The organism is uncultured Campylobacter sp., from assembly GCF_938039245.1.
GTDB lineage: Bacteria > Campylobacterota > Campylobacteria > Campylobacterales > Campylobacteraceae > Campylobacter_A.
This window is the reverse complement of the sequence record NZ_CALHVN010000055.1, coordinates 1-22,187: the sequence shown is the minus strand read 5'-3', so window position 1 is coordinate 22,187 and position 22,187 is coordinate 1. Positions and strand designations below refer to the sequence as shown.

At 48.7% G+C, this 22,187-nt stretch carries 18 protein-coding genes; 15 read left to right on the top strand and 3 right to left on the bottom strand.

What is annotated here, in order from left to right; all coding sequences use genetic code 11:
* Positions 1 to 191 precede the first annotated feature (191 nt).
* Both Q0218_RS09335 and Q0218_RS09330 read left to right on the top strand, forming a co-directional pair.
* Positions 192 to 914: a hypothetical protein gene (locus tag Q0218_RS09335; RefSeq protein ID WP_297968967.1), complete on the top strand. Its 723-nt coding sequence runs from the start codon at positions 192 to 194 to the stop codon at positions 912 to 914.
* Between the two features lie 44 nt (positions 915 to 958).
* Complete coding sequence (locus tag Q0218_RS09330) at positions 959 to 1,264, top strand: lactoferrin binding protein (protein WP_297968966.1); 306 nt, start codon at positions 959 to 961, stop codon at positions 1,262 to 1,264.
* A gap of 220 nt (positions 1,265 to 1,484) precedes the next feature.
* On the opposite strand, the gene Q0218_RS09325 is transcribed toward Q0218_RS09330, so the two are convergent.
* Positions 1,485 to 2,462 carry an SLAC1 anion channel family protein gene (locus Q0218_RS09325; protein ID WP_297968964.1) on the bottom strand — a complete coding sequence of 326 codons (978 nt, stop codon included), beginning with the start codon at positions 2,460 to 2,462 and terminating at the stop codon, positions 1,485 to 1,487.
* Between the two features lie 183 nt (positions 2,463 to 2,645).
* Between Q0218_RS09325 and ciaB the strand changes: the two genes are divergently transcribed.
* The 8 genes from ciaB (at position 2,646) to Q0218_RS09285 (ending at position 13,013) form a co-directional block, all read left to right on the top strand.
* Positions 2,646 to 4,475 (top strand): invasion protein CiaB, encoded by a 1,830-nt coding sequence (gene ciaB, locus Q0218_RS09320; RefSeq protein ID WP_297968962.1) that lies wholly within the window; start codon positions 2,646 to 2,648, stop codon positions 4,473 to 4,475.
* Positions 4,476 to 4,799: 324 nt separating this feature from the next.
* On the top strand, positions 4,800 to 5,216 hold the full coding sequence (locus Q0218_RS09315) for an acyl-CoA thioesterase (protein ID WP_297968960.1): 417 nt from the start codon (positions 4,800 to 4,802) through the stop codon (positions 5,214 to 5,216).
* 653 nt (positions 5,217 to 5,869) lie between these two features.
* Positions 5,870 to 8,128 carry a molybdopterin-dependent oxidoreductase gene (locus Q0218_RS09310; RefSeq protein ID WP_297968958.1) on the top strand — a complete coding sequence of 753 codons (2,259 nt, stop codon included), beginning with the start codon at positions 5,870 to 5,872 and terminating at the stop codon, positions 8,126 to 8,128.
* Positions 8,129 to 8,304: 176 nt separating this feature from the next.
* Positions 8,305 to 9,324, top strand: coding sequence for an ABC transporter substrate-binding protein (locus Q0218_RS09305; RefSeq protein WP_297968956.1), 1,020 nt, complete (start codon positions 8,305 to 8,307; stop codon positions 9,322 to 9,324).
* Between the two features lie 53 nt (positions 9,325 to 9,377).
* Positions 9,378 to 10,874, top strand: coding sequence for a subtype B tannase (locus Q0218_RS09300; RefSeq protein WP_297968954.1), 1,497 nt, complete (start codon positions 9,378 to 9,380; stop codon positions 10,872 to 10,874).
* A 74-nt stretch (positions 10,875 to 10,948) separates the two neighbouring features.
* Complete coding sequence (locus Q0218_RS09295; protein ID WP_297968952.1) at positions 10,949 to 11,149, top strand: hypothetical protein; 201 nt, start codon at positions 10,949 to 10,951, stop codon at positions 11,147 to 11,149.
* A gap of 83 nt (positions 11,150 to 11,232) precedes the next feature.
* Positions 11,233 to 12,240, top strand: a complete 1,008-nt coding sequence (locus Q0218_RS09290) for an iron ABC transporter permease (RefSeq protein WP_297968950.1) — start codon at positions 11,233 to 11,235, stop codon at positions 12,238 to 12,240.
* Complete coding sequence (locus tag Q0218_RS09285; protein ID WP_297968948.1) at positions 12,240 to 13,013, top strand: ABC transporter ATP-binding protein; 774 nt, start codon at positions 12,240 to 12,242, stop codon at positions 13,011 to 13,013. Before Q0218_RS09290 ends, Q0218_RS09285 begins: the two co-directional genes overlap by 1 nt.
* A gap of 445 nt (positions 13,014 to 13,458) precedes the next feature.
* Here Q0218_RS09285 and gdhA read toward each other — a convergent pair whose 3' ends face one another.
* Complete coding sequence (gene gdhA / locus Q0218_RS09280) at positions 13,459 to 14,817, bottom strand: NADP-specific glutamate dehydrogenase (RefSeq protein ID WP_297968946.1); 1,359 nt, start codon at positions 14,815 to 14,817, stop codon at positions 13,459 to 13,461.
* Between the two features lie 595 nt (positions 14,818 to 15,412).
* Here gdhA and Q0218_RS09275 point away from each other — a divergent pair.
* The 3 genes from Q0218_RS09275 to Q0218_RS09265 all read left to right on the top strand — a co-directional run bounded on the left by Q0218_RS09275 (position 15,413) and on the right by Q0218_RS09265 (position 18,279).
* Entirely contained in the window at positions 15,413 to 16,006 is a 594-nt protein-coding gene (locus Q0218_RS09275; protein ID WP_297968944.1) for a LemA family protein, read from the top strand.
* Positions 16,007 to 16,010: 4 nt separating this feature from the next.
* Entirely contained in the window at positions 16,011 to 16,943 is a 933-nt protein-coding gene (locus Q0218_RS09270) for a TPM domain-containing protein (protein WP_297968942.1), read from the top strand.
* A gap of 280 nt (positions 16,944 to 17,223) precedes the next feature.
* Positions 17,224 to 18,279: a YgcG family protein gene (locus tag Q0218_RS09265; protein WP_297968940.1), complete on the top strand. Its 1,056-nt coding sequence runs from the start codon at positions 17,224 to 17,226 to the stop codon at positions 18,277 to 18,279.
* Positions 18,280 to 18,449: 170 nt separating this feature from the next.
* Here Q0218_RS09265 and Q0218_RS09260 read toward each other — a convergent pair whose 3' ends face one another.
* On the bottom strand, positions 18,450 to 19,775 hold the full coding sequence (locus Q0218_RS09260) for an amidohydrolase family protein (RefSeq protein WP_297968938.1): 1,326 nt from the start codon (positions 19,773 to 19,775) through the stop codon (positions 18,450 to 18,452).
* A gap of 130 nt (positions 19,776 to 19,905) precedes the next feature.
* Here Q0218_RS09260 and Q0218_RS09255 point away from each other — a divergent pair, with 130 nt between their 5' ends.
* Positions 19,906 to 20,556 carry a MerR family transcriptional regulator gene (locus Q0218_RS09255; protein WP_297968936.1) on the top strand — a complete coding sequence of 217 codons (651 nt, stop codon included), beginning with the start codon at positions 19,906 to 19,908 and terminating at the stop codon, positions 20,554 to 20,556.
* Positions 20,553 to 22,187, top strand: a 1,635-nt coding sequence (locus Q0218_RS09250) for an MFS transporter (RefSeq protein WP_297968934.1), incomplete at its 3' end; no start/stop codon positions are given. The genes Q0218_RS09255 and Q0218_RS09250, both read left to right, overlap by 4 nt.

The following is a 22,187-nucleotide window of genomic DNA, read 5'->3' as shown; positions in this document are numbered from 1 at the left end:
GACAGGCTAATTGCCTAGTCTTGGGACGAAATTTTCGTCGCAACATTCAAATCCATCTTAAAATACTTCCGCTTGTCTTTTTACGTTCAAATTTTGTAATCCGTCAAATCGCGCTGCTTTTGTAAAGCAAGCATAGCGGAGTTTTTAAAATTTCGCTAAAATTGGCTCAAATTTAACCCAAAGGCCGCGCCGTGCAAATCCCAAATTTGATCCAAAATTTTATCCGCAAACGCATCGTTTCAGAGTGCATTTTACTGCCTTTTTTCTATCCTGAGGAGGGCGAATTTGAGAGTTTTCAGGAGGGATATAGGCTAGTTAGCCGCAAAACGGGCGAGGAGCTAGCAGACGATACGCCAGGACAGTGGCGCAAGAGCTGGCGGGTTATCGCGCGTAGTGGCATGGACGATCCGTTTTTCGTGGATTTTGCTCTTGGGGACGCCTCGCCCGTATATTTTGCCTATCACGGCGCGGGCTTTTGGGAGGCGATAAAGGTCGCGGACGACATCGTTAAATTTGAAGAAATTTTAACCGCTCTTGCCGCGCTTGAGGCGCCTTGCTCTATTGAGGCGATCGCGCCGCTTGCCGATTTAAACAACGAATTTTACCGCGAGCTGGCGGACGACTACGCGCGGGAAGATGAAGCGCGCGAGGAGCTGGGATATAAATATTTCAGCGTTTTCATCGAGGACTTGGGTACGGACAAAGTAAAAACGCTCGTATTTTTAAAGAAATTTTTTGAAGACGGAAGCTTTGCGGCGACTAAAGAGAGGGCGCAAAATTTGCCGCTTTGTCTTTTTAGCGGCATAGAGGAGTCGGCGCTAGCGCTGCAAGACAAGCTCGCCTCGCTCGGAGTTAAATTTTATGCGCGCGAGATAACTTTTAGCGAAATGATCGCGCTGCGAGGTAAAATTTAGCTAAATTTCGCTACCATACGCTGCATCTTTAAAAAAGGAAAGACATGAAAAAATCGTTATTTTTAGTCGCGCTTTGCGTATTTGCCGGCCATTTGGCGGCTGAGGAAACTCCTGCTGCTTGCAAAGAGTACGAAAAGGTTTCTTATGAGTTCATCGACGCGATGGAAAAACAAGCCAAAGCTCAGGGCAATAAGGAATTTAGCGCGGAGGCGACGAAAAAAGAGTTTGAGGCCGACTACGCTAGCATAAAAAAGCTAAGCAAGGAGGAGCAAGAAGTCGCTTGCCATAAGGGCACGGCCGAGGTTAAGGAGATTACGAATATGCTAAAATCAAGCGGATTGCTAAAATAATTCGCTCTTTTGATTAAGATAGGCTAGGCGACGCAAATCTCGCAAAATGGCGAGGTTAAGCGTCGCTACGGCTCATCTAAATTTGCGCTTAAGAAAGCTAAATTTGACGCTTGGTTTAAATTAAACGCGGCGACAAACGTCTAAAACCCGCGTTAAAGCAAATAGCGCGATATTTTAGCTCTTAAATTTAGCGTCTTTTGCGCCGAATACGCTAAAAATCTCACTTCTGCGCCGTAAAAATCTCTCCGCTAAATATCGCTTTTATCGTATAGAAGCAAGCTATACCCACCAAAACGCACAAAGCCGTAAAGTCCGCCGCTCCCGCAAATAAGAAAAATTTAATCCCGCAAAGTTCGAACGCTCGCAAAAACGCGACGCTTGCCGCAGCCGTAGGAAAGGTAAACGCCCACCAAGAAAGCGAAAATTTAATCCCAAGAAAGCTTTTAAACATATAAATGATAAAAAGCACGAAAAATAGCGTAACGTAAAGCATGATTTTAGCCGCCGCGTCAAAGCCGCCCGTTAGCTTCGTATAGCCCAAAAACGCCATCGCGGGCGGAGCTACCGTGATAAAAAGCGTCGGGATAAATTTAGGCGGCATCAAAGCGCAAAAAACGAGACGATAGAGCAAAATAGCTAAAATCACCGGCCAAAAAAATATCCCGACCGAAAAATAATACCACGCAAACTCGCTCGTAGCAGGCGCGGCTAACGGAACGAAAAGGTTGCCCACGATAGGCAAAAACCACGCCGGGCTAGCGTGCTGCGGCTCTACGTCGCTACGTATCCAAAAAGACATAGCGTGCAGCGTGATAAAGGTCTGAAATGCTACGCCCACGCAAAAAAGCGCGTCGTAAACAGGCGCAAAATCCCTCCAAAGCGTCGCCACCAGTAGCGTGCCGATCGAAAATGCGGCGAAAAAATTTACCTGCACGGGATGAAATAGCTCTGCTTTGCAAGCTTGCGGGTATTTTATTAGCTTAGCCGCGTAAAAAACACAGATGAGCGCGTAGACTAGACTCGCCGCAGCGCGTAAAATCTCAAAAACTGCGCCTGAGATATCAAAGAGTAAATTTAGCCGCTCGTAAGCAAGAGCCAGCCCGCAAAGCCCCATAACTACGGCGTAAAACATAATCGGAAAGTATTGCAGCCAACTTGCGTTTTCGTTTTTTATCGTTTTTTCTTCTTGCGTTTTCATCGTTTTCTCGGTTTTTCGTTAAATTTTAGTCCGATTTTAGCGCAATTTCGCTGATAAAGCCGCAAGATAAATCAATTTTTATAGCTTTGGCTAAAGGCGCGAAATTTAGCCGAGCTTGAGGTTTTTTAACTCAGCGTCCAGCATTTTTAAGCTAAAATACGCCAAATTTTTAAAAGGATAAACGTGAACGATTTTAAAAGATTAAACGAGCTAGTAGCCGCAGGCAAAGACGAGCTAAACGCGATGTATAGGCAGCTAGATAACCCAAGCGAGATCGTGCTAAAGATGCTAAAAATCGCCGGCTTTAAGGGCAAAAAAAGCGAAAAGGTCGCGGTTTTACGCCGCATAGTCGATCTAAAAACGGAGCCGCTGGAAAACGAGCTAAAAAAACAAGGACGCGAGGAGGCCGAGATAGGGCGCATAAAAGACGAAGCTTTTGAGCTCGTGCACGAGTTTTACGAGGCGCGTTTTGAAAAGCTTTTGGCGCGAGTAAAAGAGGAGAAAATAATAGACGATTTTTACCTAGCGCTACTTAGCGGCATGCACGACGCGGGACTAGCAATGAATGCGTGGCAAAGCGCGTGGGACAAACAAATCCTGCAAACGACGAATAAAGAATTTGAAGCTAAATTTGCAAGCATGGCCGAAGCGATCAAATTTATCGACGAAAACCGCCTCTATCAAAAAGACGGCGGCGAAAAGGGCGAGCGAAGCTACGGCGCAGTTATGAAAAACGGCGACAAATACGACTTCGTGCCGTATGCCGTGGCTTTTGAAAAAGAAGTAAAACGCGTGGCGGACGCTCTGGACTCGCTAATCAAAAATCTAAAATCGCTAGCCGCAAACGACGAGCAAAGAGCCTACATAACGTACTTTGAAAAGCTAAAGGCGGCGTTTTGCGAGCGGGAAAACGACCGCGCGATCCCCGCGTGGCAGGATGCCGAGCGCGCGTGGATGGAGGTAAAAGGCCCGCTGCAGCCCGGCCATCCGCTAGAATACTACGAGGATGCCTACACGCACGCCGTCGCGCTCGAGTGGGACGTGAGGCTAGCGGGTGCGAGCGACTTTGACGAGGAGAAATTTAAAGCCAGCGTCATCCGCGCCTACGAGCAAATTTGCCGCGAGTGCGGGATAGAGGACGCCATGCTCGCGCGCCAAGTCACGCAAAACGTCGCGCGCACGCAGACATATATCAGCGTGCCGATGATCTACTACGGTGCCGAGCTAAACGGACTATTTTCGGCTCAGGTCGTGCCAAACGACGAAACCGTGAGCAAGGAGCGGGGCAAAAAGATATTTGCTTTCGTGGAGCACGTTTACGAGAGCGCCAAGGCAAGACCGTTTATGAAGCTTAGCGGGGAGATATTTTCGCGCGAGTTTTTGGACTACGGGCGCGAAATTTTGTTTAAAAAGCCACAAATTTGGAAGAAAACCTACGAAATCTCCACGATCGGCCACGAGTTTGGACACATACTTTTCGTCGGCACCGACACGGAAAAGGCGATGAACGCGGACGGCGAGTTTAAATTTATCGAGGAGTACAAGGCGACCACGGGCGGGCTCGTAAATTTCTTTATCGGCGGCGACGCGAGCTACGAGATGAGCGTATTTCACGAGCTGATCGCCCGCGCGGTCGGACTGATCGCGTGGCGCGAGGTCGATGAGGTGCGCGCGTACTACTGCGAGGGGCTCATCCATCTTAGCTTGCTATTTGACTCGGGCGCGCTTAGTTTTGAAGGCGGCGCTTTGCTCGTCAAATTTGACCGCGAACACTATGCTAAATTTAAAGAAATTTGCCTCGCAAACTACAAAAATTTGGCGCTTCACTACGCAAGGCGCGCTCCTGCGGGCGAGTTTTTGGCGAGATTTTGCGACAAAGAGGGCAAAAGCTACCTGCCTAAACACGCGCAGGCAAGGGCCTTTGTAGAGCACTACTACGCTCGCTACAAGGCTATAGGAAACGAGCTTGACGAGAGCGGCGAATGGGAAAAATGGCAAGCGGGAGAGAGATAGGGCGCGCCTTAGCGTCAAATTTAACCTTGGCTTGCGGCGAGTTTGATTATAAATTTGCCTTTATTGGGCTAGACCCGCGCCTTTTGGGCGCTGAGTTTAGTATTTTTAGGATACGGGTTTTGCGGGCTAAATTTGTACGTGGTGCTTCGCAAATTTACTGAATTTGCTGCAAGTCCGAGTTCTTTGCATCAAATTTACCTTAAATTCTGGCGTAAAATTTAAAAGCCAAATTTGATAAAATCGCGGTGAATTTATTTGAGGGCAAGCAAGCCAAACGCGGCAAATAGTCGCTAAATTTACGAATCTAAAACGAAAGGATAAAAAATGGAAGACATGTTAGAGGGCATGGGCGAACCGCGCATCAAACAAGTCGCGCTGCCAAAGGACACGAACTCGGCGGGCAATATATTTGGCGGCTGGATACTAAGCCAGATCGACCTAGCCGGCGCGCAGGCCGCGCGGGAGCTGTCGCCCGAGCGCGTCGTGACGATCTCGATGCAAGAGATTATATTTAAGCAGCCCGTTTTCGTCGGCGACGTCGTGAGCTGCTACGCCAAAATCATCGCCGCGGGCAACACCTCGATCAAAACCAAGATAGAAGTCACGGCGCTGCGACTAAACGCGGCGGGCTTTCGCGAGCGCATACACGTAACATCCGCGATAGCGACCTACGTGAGCGTGACTAAAGACGGCGCGAAAAAACCGATCGATCCGGAGCTAAAAAAGGCGCACGGATTTTGACGGGTCGGTCTTAGTCGGAGTGCATTTTTACGGCTCTAGTTTGCATGCGGTAGAATCGTAAAACGCGTTTTGCCGTATGACCGAGCCGTTTTTTAACTTATAAATTTTGCGTTTACGCCCGCAAAATAAACGGCGGTCAAATTCGGCCGAGCTAGATTATCTAGCTCGGTTTTAGCTTTTTAGCGCATTGGAAAATCAAAATAAACGCTTAAAATCATTAAAACCAAATCTACCCAGCTTCGCGCAATAAAACCGTAAAATCGTTTCCGGCGCTTTGCGAGATTTAAAATAGCGGCGCAAAAACGCGTTTTCTAAATTTACGCTCGTAAATTTCGCGGCCGAAATTTGGATATTTCGGGCGGATTAAGTTATGTTAAGCATTAAACTATTTTTTTAAGCCGTGTTAATACTATTACAAATTCTAATCTTAATAAAAGCTCTCAAGTTATTCTTATTTATAAATAATACGATATAGCCAAAACGACGATATAGCGGCGCCTGGAGTTCCGTATACTGAATAAAATAATTAATAGAAACTTAAATCAAAATATTGATTTAAAGTATTAAGGATTTTTATTATTTTTTAAGGACAAATATGCAAATATTTCATATTTAATAAATATGCAAAATCTGCATATAAAAAAGGAGAAAAAATGACGAAGACCGGCAAAGTCATATGTCCGTATTGCGGCACGGGCTGTCAGGTCGAGCTTCACGTCGAAAACAACGTGATAAGAAGCGCGCTTGGAGTGCACGATAACCCCGTAAACCAGGGCAATCTGTGCTTAAAGGGCTTTTACGGCTGGGATTACGTGGGGGCACCTGACAGACTAACAAAACCGCTAATTCGCAAAAAAGACGGAGTGTTTAGCAAAGACGGAGACCTTGAGGAGGCTAGCTGGGACGAGGCGCTTGATCTAGTCGTCGCCAAGATGAAAGAAGTAAAGGAAAAATACGGCCCCGACGCGCTAGTAGGCAACTACTCGGCTCGCTGTACGTTAGAGGACAACTACGTCGCGCAAAAGATAATGCGCGCCGTAATCGGTACGAACAACGTCGATCACTGCGCTAGAATTTGACACGCTCCGACTGTGGCAGGTCTTGCCAAAACAATCGGTAACGGAGCGGCGACAAACAGCTTCACGGAGATCGGACCTTATAGTAATTGTATCTTGATGATCGGCTCAAACCCAGAAAACGGCCACCCGATCGCGGCTATGCACATACAGCGCGCACTAAACCGCGGCGCTAAGCTCATCGTAATAGATCCCGTAAAAACGGAATTTGCTAGCCGAGCGGACGTGCATTTGCAGCTAGCGCCCGAGCATAACATCGCGGTTATAAACTCGCTTCTTTATGTTATTTTCGAGGAAAATTTAGTTAACTGGGACTTCGTAAACGAATGCACAAAAGGCGTAGAATACGTACGCGAAGCGGTCAAGGACTATTCGCCCGAAGCCATCGCTAGCTACACCAACCTAAACCCGCAGGACGTGAGAAAAGCGGCACGCATGTACGCGACTATCCGTCCGGCCGTCATCACGCACGGTATGGGCGTTACGCACTTTAACCACGGCGTGGGCGCAGTTTGCGATATTTCAAATTTATTCCTTTTAACCGGAAATATCTGCGAGCTAGGAAGCGGCGACCTACCGATACGCGGTCAAGAAAACGTCCAAGGCTGCTGCGATATGGGCGTGTTGCCGAATATTTTCCCAAATTTAGGCTCGGTAACCGATCCGAAACAGCGCGAGTGGTTCGAGCAGGTTTGGCATCTAGAACCAGGCTCTTTAAACGGTAAGATCGGCATCCATAAAACCGAAGTGCCAAACGCTATCCTTGACGGCAGAGTGCACTTTTTCTGGACGATGGGCGAAAACCCGGTTATGACCGATCCAAACACCAACCACTTCCTAAAAGCGATCTCTAAAGTAGATATGTACGTGGTTCAAGATATCTTTTTAACCGAAACGTCGCGTAAAGCAGACGTCGTTTTGCCAGGCGTGGCAAGTAGCGAAAAAGAAGGCCTCTACGCCAATGCCGAGCGCCGCGTACAGCACAACGAGCACGTCATCACGCCTCCCGGAGACGCTAGACAAGACTGGTGGATCATCTGCGAGATCGCGCGAAGGCTCGGAGCGACAGAGGGATTTAACTTTAACTCGCCTGAAGAAATTTGGGAAGAAGTACGCAAGTGCGACCCTAGAAGATACGGCGGCATGAGCTACTACCGTATCAAAAAGCACCACGGACTGCACTGGCCGTGCCCTGATGAAAACGACATGGGCGGGCAGAGCCTATATCTAGACAAAAAATTCTTTACGCCCGACGGCAAAGGTAAATTTATCCCTTGCTTGCACGTAAAGAGCGTCGCGGATATCGAGCCTGCCAAAGCCGAGTTTGCTAAACGCGTAAATTTACCGCCTGAGTACGAAGTGATGGCCGGTAGCGTGGACGAGCCGACCGACGCCGAGTATCCGATACAGCTGCTAACTACGCGTAAAGTCTATCAGTACGCCGGCGGCGTCATGACTAGACGATCAAAAGCTATCGAAGAGGGCGGCGACAGTATCGGACCGATCGCGGAGATGAACCCTGCGCTAGCCGAGCGCTACGGCATCAAGCAAGGAGACTTCATCAAGGCGTGGAGTAGATACGGCTACATCGTCATCAAAGCTGACGTCACGGGCATCGTCCCAGACGGCGTCATACAGATGACCTACCACTACTGGGAGAGCTGCTGCAACGAGCTAACGAGCAACGGCTGGGACTTCATCAGTAAGACCCCGACCTTTAAGGCCGCCATCCAGATCCAAAGGATCGAGGAGGAGGAATTTTTACGTATTCGCGAGCTAAAACGCATAAAATTCCAAACCAACAAGGTCATCTACGACGACTATCACCACGAGTGATTTTTAGCCCCGTTTGCAAAACCGCGGGCGGGGCTGCTTAAATTTAGCTTTTAAATTCGCTTCTTGATTAAATTTTAAAAATATATCTTATTTTAATATGCTTTTCTGTAATATTCCACAAATTTTAATATGCATTTTTGTAATATTATAAATTTATACTTCACAAGGAGCAAAAGATGAAAAAATTTCTCACGACGTTGCTTTTAAGCGCTATCGTCGCGCTAGGAGCCGAGGTCAAAACCATCACCGATATGACGGGTAACGAGGTCAAAATCCCGGCCAAAACGCAAAAGATAGCCGCGCTTTGGCACGCAAACAACCAAGTTATCTTGGTGCTAGGCGGCGCGGACAAGATCGTAACTACGACCGATCTCATCAAGAAAAATAAGTGGTTTGCCGCGATTTACCCTCGCATCGCAGAGGTGCCGGCTGCGCTAAACGGCAACGACATCCAGATCGAGGAGCTAGTTAAACTAGCGCCCGACGTAGTCGTCGTGTCAAATAAAAATTTCCAAGAAAACCTTACTAAAAACGGCTTTAACGCTGTAAACGCGATATTTCGCGACTACGACGATATGAAAAAAAGCGTGCTGCTAACGGCCCAGATCATCGGCGGCGACGCGGCTAGCAAGGCAAAAGAACTAAACGAAAATCTAGACGCCAACATCGCGCTAGTTACCGAGCGCACTAGCAAGCTAAAGGACGCTGCGCGCCCTAAAGTACTACACATCGTTGGCGGCGCAAACCTGCTAAAAATCGACGGCACCAAAACGATCATCGACACGTGGGTAAAATACGCAGGCGGTAAAAACGCGGTGCAAAAAGAGGGCAGCATGATAGAAATCACGGCTGAAGAGATCGTGGCCGCAGATCCCGATATCATCATAGTTGGCGGCGCGGACAATCAAAAAGCGGTTGAGAAAATTTACGCCGATCCCGTATTTGCAGGGCTAAAAGCAGTCAAAAACAAAAAAGTCTACGGCAACCCAAAAGGTGTGTTTAGTTGGGATAGATACGGTGCGGAGTCGGCTCTACAAATTTTGTGGGCGGCTACCATCGTTCAGCCTGAGCTCTTTAAAGACGTCGACGTAAAAGCCCAAACTAAGGCGTTTTATAAGAAATTTATGAACTACGACCTTAGCGACGCGGAATTTGACTACATCCTAAAAGGACTAAATCCGGACGGCAGCAAATAGTCAAATTTGAGCTCGTTTGCGGGTAAATCCCGCAAAATCAAAAGGAAGCAAAGATGAAAAAAAGGACGCTTGCATTAAGCGCGGCGGCTTGCCTTTGTGCGGCGATTAGCGCGCAGGCGGTCGATCTTAAATTTGATCCCGATAAATTTGAAACTCGCTCTATAAAAGCGGGCGAAAAAGAGGTCAAATTTAGAGCCTACGAGGGGATAGTTTACGTAGCAAATCCCGTGGATAGCGAGTATCAGAGGCTAAATTTTTACGTTCCGTTGCAGTATTTTGAGGACGGCAAAGACAAAAACGATAAAAATGTGACGGGTAAATTTGACGCGGCAAGCGCGCCGATCTTTTTGCCAAACTCCATCGGCGGATATATGCCGGGCAAGCCTTTTACGCCAGCGCTTGATAAAAACGGCAAGCCAAACGCAGTGTTAGCGGCGCTTGAGCGCGGTTACGTAGTCGCTGCGCCTGGTGCTAGAGGTAGGACGCTCAAGGACGCAAACGGCAAATTTAGCGGCAAAGCGCCCGCCGCCATCGTCGATCTAAAGGCCGCCGTGCGGTATCTTAAATTTAACGACGCCGCGATGGCTGGCGACGCGAACAAAATCGTATCAAGCGGCACGAGCGCGGGCGGAGCGATGTCGGCGCTGCTTGGCGTCTCGGCGGACGCGAGCGAGTTTGAGCCGTATCTAGCCGCACTCGGAGCCGCAAAGGCTAGCGACGAGATCTACGCCGTCTCCGCCTACTGCCCGGTTACGAACCTGGAAAACGCCGACGCAGCCTACGAGTGGATGTTCGGCGCGCAGACTAAATACGAGAAAATGGACTTTGGCGCGCTGAGTGCGGCTGGATTTAACGACCGAAGCAGTAAGCCAAAAACCGTCTCAGGCGAGCTAACCGCAGAGCAAAAAGAGCTCTCCGCCGCGCTAAAATCAGCCTTCCCAGCTTACGTAAATTCGCTAAATTTAAAGGACGCCAAAGACCGCGCGCTCACGCTTGAGCCTAGCGGCGAGGGAAGCTTTAAAGAGTACGTCAAAAAGACGCTCGCAGACTCTTTTGCGGCTGCGAAAAGTCGGGAGAAAAGCCTGCTAAAGCCCGAGTTTTTCACGCTTGAGACGCAGGGCTGCACGCTCGGCTATGATTTTAAATTTGAAGACTTTGTCCTATCTATGCCGCGCGCTAAGGCTACGCCCGCATTTGACGGACTAAAGCTCGAAAATCCCGAAAATGATTTTTTCGGCGATGCGAATGCGGCGGCAAAGCATTTTACCGAATTTAGCGCAAAACGCGGCACGGGCGAGAGCGCCGACGCTAAAATCATAAAAATGGTAAACGCGATGAACTATCTAGGTAACGCAAACGCGGCTAAATTTTACCGCATCAGGCACGGCGCGGCGGACTCCGATACGGCTCTAGCCGTGCCGCTTATCTTGGCGCTGGGGCTACAAAATGCTGGCAAGACGGTCGATTTTGCGGCGCCTTGGGGTCAAGGTCACGGCGGCGACTACGATCTGGACGAGCTTTTTAAGTGGATAGACCGCGTCGTAAAATAGCTTAAATTTGACGCGGCGGAAGCTTGCTTCCAAATTTGGCTTGACAAAAATTTGCGAGAACGTTGGATTTAAATTTGATAACGCGGCAAGGGGTACCTAGCTCAAATTTATCGTTAGCGCCAAGTCTTAAACGCAAAACGGCGGGTAAATTTGACCTAAACGGCATAAATTCGGCGTTTGGTGCGGATTATCTAGGTCGCAAAAAACCGCCTTTTTGCTCGCTGTTTTGCGTAGCGATAGCAAATAAGAAACAAAAACTTCGCTCGCCAAGTTAGCGGCAAAGGGCAAATTTGACCCTTAAAGCGAGCGATTTTGCATGCGGCGCTGCCGCAGACGCAGATTTTATTTTAGGAGAAAGATGAAAAATATTAGTTTTAAATTTATGATGATTTTACTAGCCGTGCTGACCGTAGTTTGCGGCGTAGTGGCGCTCGGCGTCGGTAGGTTTTACGTGGCGCCGGGCGACGTGCTTAGCGTGATCGGCGGCTTTTTTGGAGTACCGACGGACACCGCGGCAAATATCCAAAACGTCGTCGAAAACATCCGCATACCGCGCATTATCGCAGCTATCCTCGTCGGAGCCGCGCTTAGCATCAGCGGGGCGGCGTATCAGGGCGTCTTTCGCAACCAGCTAGTTAGCCCCGATCTGCTGGGCGTTTCGGCGGGCGCTTGCGTGGGAGCCGCGGTTGCGATCATGTTTGATATGCCTCTTTTTTGGGTGCAGGCGTTAGCTTTCGTCTGCGGGCTCGCGGCCGTAGGCATGACGCTATCCATACCTCGTCTGATGGGGCGCTCCAGCACGCTGATGCTGGTGCTTTCAGGTATCATCGTTAGCGGTCTGATGGCTTCTGTTATCGGCTTTTTAAAATACGTCGCTGACCCTGAGACCAAGCTACCGGACATCGTTTACTGGCAGCTAGGAAGTCTAGCTAAGATCGACGCGGGCAATCTTAAATTTATCGCACCCGTAATGATAGCCTGCGCGGTGCTGCTCGTAGCGATGAGCTGGAGGATAAACCTACTCTCGCTAGGCGACGAGAGCGCGGCTAGACTGGGCGTAAACGTAACGCTCGAGCGCGGCGTCATCATCGTCTGCGCGACGCTTCTAACGGCATGCAGCGTGTGCGTGAGCGGTATCGTGGCGTGGGTGGGACTGCTGATGCCCCACCTAGCGCGCATGCTAGTGGGTGCGAACAACGCCCGCAGCCTGCCTGCTAGTATATTTATGGGCGCGATATTTTTGCTATTCGTCGATACCCTAGCGCGCACGATCAGCGTGAGCGAGGTGCCTCTGGGCGTACTTACGGGCTTTATCGGCACGATATTTTTCGTCTGGGTTCTCTGGCGAAACAAAAAGGTCGCGTGATGTTAGAAGTAAAAAATCTAAATTTCGCCTACCCAAACGGCGCGGGTAGGCTAGAAAACGTAAATTTACGCGTCGGCAAGGGTGAGATACTAACGATACTGGGTCGAAACGGCGCGGGCAAATCGACCATGCTAAGCCTAATCAGCGGCACGCAGGCGCCGCACTCGGGCGAGGTTTGGCTTGGCGGTAAAAATAGCGCCGAGCTCAGCAATAAAGAGCGCGCCAAAATCATGGCCTACGTAGCTCAAAGCGAGATCTGCGAGTACGACTACACGGGGCTTGAGTTTATCACGATGGGGCGGGCGGCGCATCTGGGCATCTTTGCGCGGCCTAGCGAGGAGGATACGGCGATCGCGAAGGAATTTACCGCAAAGCTTGAAATCACGCACCTTGAGGATAAATTTATCACTCAGATGAGCGGCGGGCAAAAGCAGATGTGCTCGATCGCGCGCGCGATGGCGGCAAAGCCCGAGATTATCGTATTTGACGAGCCGACCTCGGCGCTGGACTTTGGCAATCAGTATAAATTCCTGCGCACCGTTAAGCAGCTAAAAGAGCAAGGCTACACCATCGTGCTAACAACTCACAATCCCGATTTTGCCGTGCTTTTAGGCGGCTACGTGGCGTTGGTTAAGGGCGGGGGCGAGGTGGCTTTTGGCACCGTGGACGAGATCATAGAAAGCGAGCATCTAAGCAAGCTTTACGGGTTAAATTTGAGCGTAGAGTACATCGAGCAAGTAACTAGAAAGTGCTGCCTGACGCATCCGTTGTGAGCTACAGCGCACGAGAAATGGCGTAAATTTGCGCTACGCAAAATCAAAAATAATGCGGGTAGGGATACGCGGCGGGCGGATAAATTTATGCGCCTCTGGTGCAAGGCGTGCGTAACCGTGTTTCAAATTTGACTATTTCGGCTCGCCTCACCGTTTGGTAAAATTTACTCTCAAATTTAGCTCAAATTTGAGGCTTATAAAATTTAACCGAGCCTTAGTCGGCGCGGCTCTGTAAATTTGACGGCTCCGGGTTTGCGCCTTGAGTAAAATCGGCGTTAAATTTAAGGCTCGCAAATTTAGGCGGCTTTTATTTTTCCCCGCGTTGTGCGCCGGAGACGATTAAAATTTGCTTCGTTAAAGCGGTCATGCTAAAGCGAAGCAAAACCATACCCAAAGAGGCTCGCTTGCACACTCTAAATGCGGCAAACGAGCCTCAAAGGCAAATTTACACATACCCCTGATCTATCATCGCGTCGGCGACTTTTCTAAAGCCCGCGATATTTGAGCCAAGCACCAAATTTCCCTCGTCGCCAAACTCTTTGCTCGTTTCGTAACTAAGCTCAAAGATGTGATTCATGATGCCGTGCAGTCTATGATCGACCTTTTCAAAGCTCCACGCGGTCATGCCGGCGTTTTGCATCATCTCTAGGCCCGACGTGCCCACGCCGCCTGCGTTTGCCGCCTTTGCCGGAGCGAAGTAAAAATCCTTTTGCGCTAGCATAAAATTTATCGCATCAAGCGTGCTTGGCATATTTGCCCCCTCAGCCACGAAGCGACAGCCGTTAGCGTAGAGCGTCTTTATGTCGGCTAGGTGCAGCTCGTTTTGCGTCGCGCACGGGAAAGCTCCGTCGCACGGCACGTCCCAGACGCCGTTTCTGCCCTCTTTGTACTCGCTCACGCTTACGTATTTTGCGTTCGGTCTAAATTTGACGTATTCGCTAAGGCGCGCGCGTCTCACTTCTTTTAGCTCTTTAAGCACCGCTAGATCGATGCCCTCTGCGTCGTAAACGTATCCGTTTGAATCAGAAACCGTGATAGGCAGCGCGCCTACTTGATAGAGCTTTTCTGCCGTGTAGATGGCGACGTTTCCGCTACCGCTTATGCTGCATTTTTTGCCCTCTAGCCCAAGGCCCGCTTTTTGCAGCATATTTTGCGTAAAATAGACCAGCCCGTATCCGGTCGCCTCCGTGCGCGCTAGGCTGCCGCCCCAGTTTAGCCCCTTGCCCGTTAGTATGCCGTCAAATCTACCCGTGAGTTTTTTATACTGCCCAAACATATAGCCGATCTCGCGTGCACCCACGCCGATGTCACCTGCTGGCACGTCCACGGTGTTGCCGATGTGGCGGTATAGCTCGCTCATAAATGCCTGGCAAAAGCGCATTATCTCGCCCTCGCTCTTGCCTTTTGGATCAAAGGTGCTGCCGCCTTTTGCGCCGCCGATATTTACGCCGGTGAGCGAGTTTTTGAAAATTTGCTCAAATCCAAGAAATTTTAGCACGCCAAGATCGACGCTTGGGTGGAGCCTTAGACCGCCCTTGTATGGGCCAACAGCTGAGTTAAATTGCACACGGTAGCCGTTATTTACCTTTGGTCTGCCATCGTCACCTGTGTATGTTACGCGAAAGATCACCGTGCGCTCAGGGATGACGATGCGCTCTAGGATCGCGTGTTTTTGGTACTTGCTCTCTCTTTTGATAAGCGGCTCTAGGCTGTTTAAAACCTCAGTCGCAGCTTGGACAAAGACGCCTTGGCCCGGATTGGTTCTTTTTATCCACTCCATCGTTTGTTCGATGTACTCGCTCATTTTTGCTCCTATTCGTCAAATTTTCGTAGTTGAATATTAACTCTCCTAGAAAAAATTTCTATTTAAATTTATTTTTATATTTTTATTTTAGGCGATAAGTGTTACGTATCGAAACTAAATTTATCAAACGTAACTTTTTGATAAATTTGTTGTAGTTTTGTTTGGGCTTTTGACGGATATTTTGGTCGGCTTTGGCGGGCTGTGTTAAATTTAGGGGATTTAAATTTGCGGCGGCGCGATTTTGCCGTATCGGCTTTTACGTATTTTGTCGGGGCTTGGTTAAATTTGAAATTTAGCAGGCAAATTTGCGGCCGGTCTCGTCAAATTTTGCCCGCTTAAATTTGCTCCGCTAGAGTAAATAAAAATTTAAAAAATCCAAATCCAGACCTTTTGCCAATGATCAAATTTGTAAAATAGTAGCCGTAAAGACGGTTAAATTTAAAGCGGTAAATCGCCTTAAAATTGCTAAAGCGGTAGTCGGGGGCGAGCAAATTTAACCGGGTCGCCCGCGCACAGGGCTAAAACGAATTTGCATTAAGGGCAAATAAGCGTTAAACGGCTATAATCGCGTTTATATTTAAAAAAAGGAATAGCCGTGAAAAATTTACTCGTCTTTTTAGCAGTTGTCCTCCTTCTAGCCGGGGTAGCGATGAAATACGCTAACGAATTTCCCGTGCTTGACGAAACAGTCAAGGAAAAGTGGAGCCAAGTGCAAAACCAATACAAACGCAGAGCCGATTTGATCCCAAATCTCGTTAAAACCGTTCAGGGTTACGCTAGCCACGAGCAGAGCGTGTTTAAAGAAGTAACCGAAGCTAGAAGCAAAGCCTCCGCCGTGACGATCGACGTTAGCTCTATAGATGATCCGGCTAAGCTAAAAGAGTTTGAAGCCGCGCAAAACAGCCTCGGCGGCGCACTATCTCGCCTTATGGCTATTAGCGAAAGCTACCCTCAGCTAAAGGCCGATCAAAATTTCCTAGCCTTGCAAAGCCAGCTAGAAGGCACCGAAAATCGCATCTCCGTAGCCAGAAAAGACTATATCGAAGCGGTCAAAGACTATAACGTCGCGCTGCGTAAAATCCCGGGTAAATTTATCGCCGCCGCCCTATATCCGGAGCTAAAGCCGCGCGCTACGTTTGAGGCGAGCGTTACCGAGCAAAACGCGCCTGAAGTTTCTTTTGCCAAGTAATCCGATGAAACGCGTTTTATCCGCTTTATTTTGCGTTTGCGCGATTTGCGGGCTTTTTACGCTAAATTTATCGGCCCGGCAGACGGTAAGCGAGCAAAACGCGCCCGCTAAAATAAGCGAAAAAAGCGGCGATATCCCGGCTCTAAGCGGTAGAGTAGTCGATCAAGCGGGCGTTTTAAGCCCTGCGGCAAAACGAGAGCTAGAAACCGCACTCGCCGCTCACGAAAACAATACGACTAATCAGCTAGTTATCGTAACGACCCAGTCGCTGGGTGGCAAGGCGATAGAGGAGTATTCGCTAGAGCTTGGCAGACGCTGGGGTATCGGGCAAAAAGGCAAAGATAACGGCGCGCTGCTAGTAGTCGCGCCAAACGACAAGCAGGTGCGTATCGAGGTCGGCTACGGCCTAGAAGGCGTTCTAACGGACGCTCTTTGCGGCATTATCATAAACCGCTACGTCATCCCCGAATTTAAAAAAGGCGATATAGAAGGCGGCGTAAAGATCGGCGCGCAAAAGATTTTAGCCGTGCTTGAGGGCGATGAGAGCGTAAAACGGCAGCTAGACAAAGAGGACGAAACGCCTGTGGAGGCTTACGGGATAATAGCCGGCATGGCGCTGCTGTTCGCGTCGGGGATTTTGGGCGCGGCGCTCGTTCGTATCGGGGTTTGCGCGGTTTTATCGGGCTTTACCTCAGCCGTCGTCGCCGGAGCGTTTAGTATAGAAGATTTTGCCCTTAGAGGCGTGGTTATGTTTGCGCTTTTCATGCTATTTTTTTATTTGACCAAAAATATAAAACCCGGCTCCGGCGCAAATTCGGGAGGTTCGGGCTACTCTGGCGGCTACGGCGGCGGTTCCGGCGGAGGCAGAAGCTCGGGGGGCGGATTTAGCGGAGGAGGCGGAGGTTACGGCGGCGGCGGAGCTAGCGGCAGGTGGTAGTCGCTTTAAAATTTGGCGTCAAATTTTGCTAGAGCGCTTGCTAAATTTTGCTGGTTCTAGCCTAGTCGTATCGGCGCTGCCGTTAGTGATAAATTTGAGGCTAGCTAATGTTTTGGCTTTTAGCCTTTTTTGCAAATTCGCAAAAGAAAAAGCGGGCGGCAAGGGACTGATTTAACCAAAATCAAGCAAGCAAACGGCTTTAAATTCGCTAAATTACGCCAATAACCCAAAAATACGCAAAAATAAATTTGACTAAAATCTGTAAAAATCAAGGAAAGATATGAAGCGCATTTTGATTATTTTGTTTTACGCTTTTACTACGGCTTCGCTTCTTGCCGCTAAGACCGGGGTAGATGAGCGTTTGGAGTTTCCGATTTTAACCGGCAAAATAGCAGACGGCGCTGGGGCGTTAAGCCCTGCCCAAAAAGAAGAGTTAAATGAAATGTTACATTTTCAGGAGAGGTTTGATAAGGTTGAAATCATCGTAGCCACGATAAGCAGTACTCCTAAAGACGGGCTAGAGTGGTACGGCGCGCAGTTAGCCGGAAGGTGGGGCGTATTTGGCAAAAAAGCCTTGCTGATAGTAGTTACGGACGATAAAAAGGCTTATATTGAGGCTGGAAGCGGATATATCGGCGTACTAAAAGACGAGGTAAGTAAAGATATTATAAGCAGGGACATAATCCCTAAACTCGCTAAAGGCGACGTAGCCGGCGGCATCAAGGCAGGCGCACAAAAGATCGCCGAGGCCATTTTATACGAGAGAGGCTATGAAGGGCTAAAAGCGCGGGAAGCTTTGCTAAAATTTATAAAAGAAGACTTAAACGTCAATGAAAGTACGAAGGGCAAGCTAATAGCCGCGTTTTACGAGTTTTCGGGAAGGACGCCCCAGCAAAGCATAGATCTAGCAGGTAAAATACTTAGCAACGACCCTAGTTTTGACGACGAGTCCGTGCAGAGCGAGGCCTTTAGGCGTAAGATGGTAAAATTTGATATAGAGCAAAGCGACGAAGCCTACGTTCCCGATCCGGGCTATATTTTTATGATGGCGTCGTTTTACGGGGTGATAGGGTGTTTGCTAGCTTCGGCGGCTTTAAATTTGGGCTTTGCTAAGTTTGGAAACTTTTTGGCTAAGGTATCGTATTCGTATCTCGGTAGCCTTATCGCGTGCTTTCTTATACTGCGAGGTAGCGGATCGCACTATCTTACGGAGTTTTTGTTGTTTGGCGTAATCTTTGCGGCGATTTATTGGATGCTTAAGGATAAGGATTTTGATACGGACGACGACTCGTATCCCAAACGGACGAAAAAAGCAAGGCGCAAAAGACGGAGTTAGTTTGTTTTTTGCGCAGGTTTGCTTTGCGTAAAGCGCGCAAATTTAACGTTGCCGTAGAAGCCGTTTTTAAATTTTAGGATTTTGGCTTAAAATTTTGGCCGCCGCCCTAAAATTTGCAAATTTTCCGCTAAATTTACGCGCCGTGTTTATTTGCACCCGTTAAATTTGCTCTAAATCTCTCCCAAAATCTTTTTATAATTGCTAAAAATCGGCGAATCCTCGCCAAAATACAAACTCATCGCGCGCACGTAGCGATCGAGCGGATTTTGGATGCGGTTTAGCGCCAGTCGCTCGCGAAACGGCATGTCGTAGCTGCTCAAAATCACGCTAAAAGGCACGGGAAAATCGGTGCCGAAAAGGATTTTGTCGTGGATTTGCGTTTGGGTTTTTAGATGCGGCAGGATGCGGGCCTTGTTTATGCAAAGCAGCGCCGAAACGTCGGCATAAAGCCCGTCAAACTCGCGCAGCCAACGAAGTAGAGTGAAGTAGTTGGCGCCGAATTTTTTCGGGTCCCTGGAAAGCGCCGTGAAAGCGCCATCGCTTGAGGCGCCCATATGAGCGCAGACGATGCGGCAACCCAGATTTAGCGGGGATTTTAGTTGCTCGATGCTCTCAAGCGCTTTGTTTGAGGCGAGCGAATTTTCATCGCCCACGTGGATAACAAGCGGCAGTCCAAGCTCGCTAAGCAGCCTAAAATAGGGCTCATATCGCTTGTCGTTTAGATCCGTCTCCCAGTATGAGTGCAGCAGCTTGCCGCCCTTAAAGCCCATTTTGTGGTACTTTTCGATCAAATTTAGCGCGTCTTTGCGGTTTGGATTTACGCTAAAAAACGGCACGACCTCGTTTGGATTTTGCTCGTAAAAGGCAAAAACGTCCTCGTTTGAGGCGCAGACGGTTTTGTCCTTGTGCACGAGATTTCCGCTCTCGTCAAATTTCGCATCGACGCCGAAAACCACGGACTTTTGGACGAAATTCGAGCTTTTAATCAGCCGCGCGAAGTTGCTTTTGTAGCCTTCAAAACCGTTTTTTATAAGCTCGCTCCTGTTTATGTCGAATTTTTTGGCAAAAAACGCAAGCGCTAGTTTGTCGTAAAATCGGTCGAATTTGACGTCCGAACTAAGTAAATGCGAGTGGATATCGACGGTTTTTATCTGCGTTAAATTTGCGCTTTGCAAGCCGCCTAGTTCGCTCTCCCGCACGGCGGTTTCGTTAAATTTACCCCGCGAAAACCCGCCCGAATTTGCTTCGTTTGCCGTTAAATTTACGCTGGTTTTTGCAAATTTATCTTTGGCGTAAATTTGACTCGCGTTTTGGCAAAACCCGAGCGTTTTTGACGCGACCGTCTCGCTCGCTCTCAAATTTGCGCGAGTTAAATTTGCCTCCGTTTTACGAGCTACTAAACCAAAGCTTGCCGCCGTTTTCCGGCCTCTTAAATTCGATCTAAATCCAAAAGCGTCCAAGCGCTCGTTCGCGCGGTAAAAAACATCTCGGAACATCGTTTCTCCTTTTTAAAATTTGGCGAAATCATAGCCTAAATTTTAAAAAGTGTCAAGTGGTGCTTTACGCTTTATGATTTTCTAAGCTAAATTTGCGTAAGATTTCGTCAAATTTAACGAAAGGAAAGAGATGAGCTACAAGATGAGCGAGCTTTGCGAACTATCGCAAACGCCCAAATCAACGATACTCTTTTACGTCAAGGAGGGGCTTTTGCCTGAGCCTGTGAAGGTAAAAGATAACGTCCATCAATACGGTGAGGATACGCTTTTGATGCTAAATTTCATCAAATACGTCCAGAGTAACTTCCATCTAAGCCTAAAGGAGGTGAAGGCGCTCACGCAGCAAAAGGGCTTTAGTTTTAAGCGCTGCTACGAGGCGCTTTTTGATTCGCTCGATACCTTTATGGGGTCAAATTTCGCCCAGACGCTAAGCGCCGAGCAAGCGTGCGAGAGGCTGGGTATCACGGAGGCCGAGCTAGATAAATTTATCGAGGACGGATTTATCTTTATGCGAGGCGGCAAGCTAACGCAAAAAGAGGTCGAGATCCTGCAAATCGTGCTAGAGACCCAAAAGAGCGAGCGCGGGCGGGAAATTTTACAGACCTATATAAATTTAGCCAAGCAAACGGCCAAAATCGAAGCCCAGTGTGCGCGCGAAATTTACGCCAAAGCAAAGGATAAAAACGCGGCTTTAAAGCTCATTTTCGATAATATCTTGATACTAAAACCATACATCTTAAATTTCCACACCTTCGATGCCTACAAAAAGGAGAACAAATGAAAGGCGTTTTTTCGGTTAGGGGCTTTTTGCCCTTTTTGATCGTTATGTTTATCAACGCGGTCGTAGATCTTGGCCACAAAATCACGATCCAAAACATACTTTTTAAGAGCATCGAGGATGAAAATTTACAAATCATCCTGACCTCGCTCGTAAATTTGCTAATCTTGTTGCCCTACATCATGCTTTTTAGCGTTTCGGGCTTTTTAAACGACAAATTTTCGCGCACCCGCATCACGAGATACGCGGCGGCGAGCGAAATTTTACTCACGCTTTTTATCACCATAAGCTACCTTTGCGGCTGGTTTTACGTGGCGTTCGGTACGACGCTGCTGCTAGCGGTGCAAAGCGCGGTATATAGCCCCGCTAAATACGGCCTGATTAAAAAAATCGTAGGCGCAGAAAAGCTGGGCGCGGCAAACGGTATCGTGCAGGCCTTTACTATCGTAGCGATTTTGCTTGGTTCGTTTGTTTTCTCGGCGATTTTCGAGAGCTACGCCGCTACTAGCACGGATGCCGGTGAGATGATAAAATCGGTCTGGTTTATCGGCGCGATACTTTTCGTTTGCTCGGTAGCCGAGACTATTTTTACGTTTAAGATTCCATTTTTCGAGGCAACCGACGCGGAGCTTAAATTTGACGCGGAAAAGTACTTTAAACTAGGCTACCTAAAAGAAAACACAAAGCACATCTTTAACAACAAAAACGCCTTTTTATGTACGCTTGGGCTTTCGGTTTTCTGGGCGGTGGCGCAGCTAGTTATCGCCGTTTTCCCCGCTCACTACAAGGCTATGAGCGCGGATAACAACGTCATGATCGTGCAGGCTATTTTAGCCGTTAGCACCATCGGTCTGGTCGCCGGCTCGGCGCTAGCGGGCAGCTACTCGAAAAATCACATCGAGATGGGCATCGTGCCTTTTGGCGCGCTCGGGCTTTTTGTTTCGCTACTTATGTTCGCGCAGGGTTCAAGTGCTGCGTTTATGACGCTGGCGTCGTTTTTGTTCGGTTTTAGCGGCGGCATTTTCATCGTGCCGCTAAACGCAAATATCCAGTTTTTTACGCCCGAAGAGCAGATGGGCCGCACGCTAGCGGGCAGTAACTTTATCCAAAACATCTTTATGGCGGCGTTTTTACTGCTTGCGATGGCGTTTAGTATATTTGCCGTTAGCACGCCCGAAATTTTCGTCATTACTTCTTTTAGCGTGCTTATCTGCGCGCTGGTAGCGATAAAGTACCTGCCGCATCTTTTTGCGCGTTTGCTTATCATGCCGTTTTTTAGGATCGGCTACACGATCAACGTCGACGGCGTCGAAAATATCCCGCAAAAAGGCGGCGTGTTGCTGCTTGGCAACCACATGAGCTGGATAGACTGGGCGGTACTGCAGATGGCCTCTCCGCGCCCGATCAGATTTGCGATGCATAAGAGCTTTTATGAAATTTGGTACCTAAAATGGCTGTTAAATTTATTTGACGTGATCCCTATCGGCGCGGGAGCGAGCAAAAGCGCGCTAGAAAAGATCCGCGAGTGCCTAGACGCGGGCGACGTGGTGGCGCTCTTTCCTGAGGGGCATATCAGCTATAACGGCCAGATAGATGAGTTTGCGCACGGTTACGAGATAGCCGCAAACGAGACG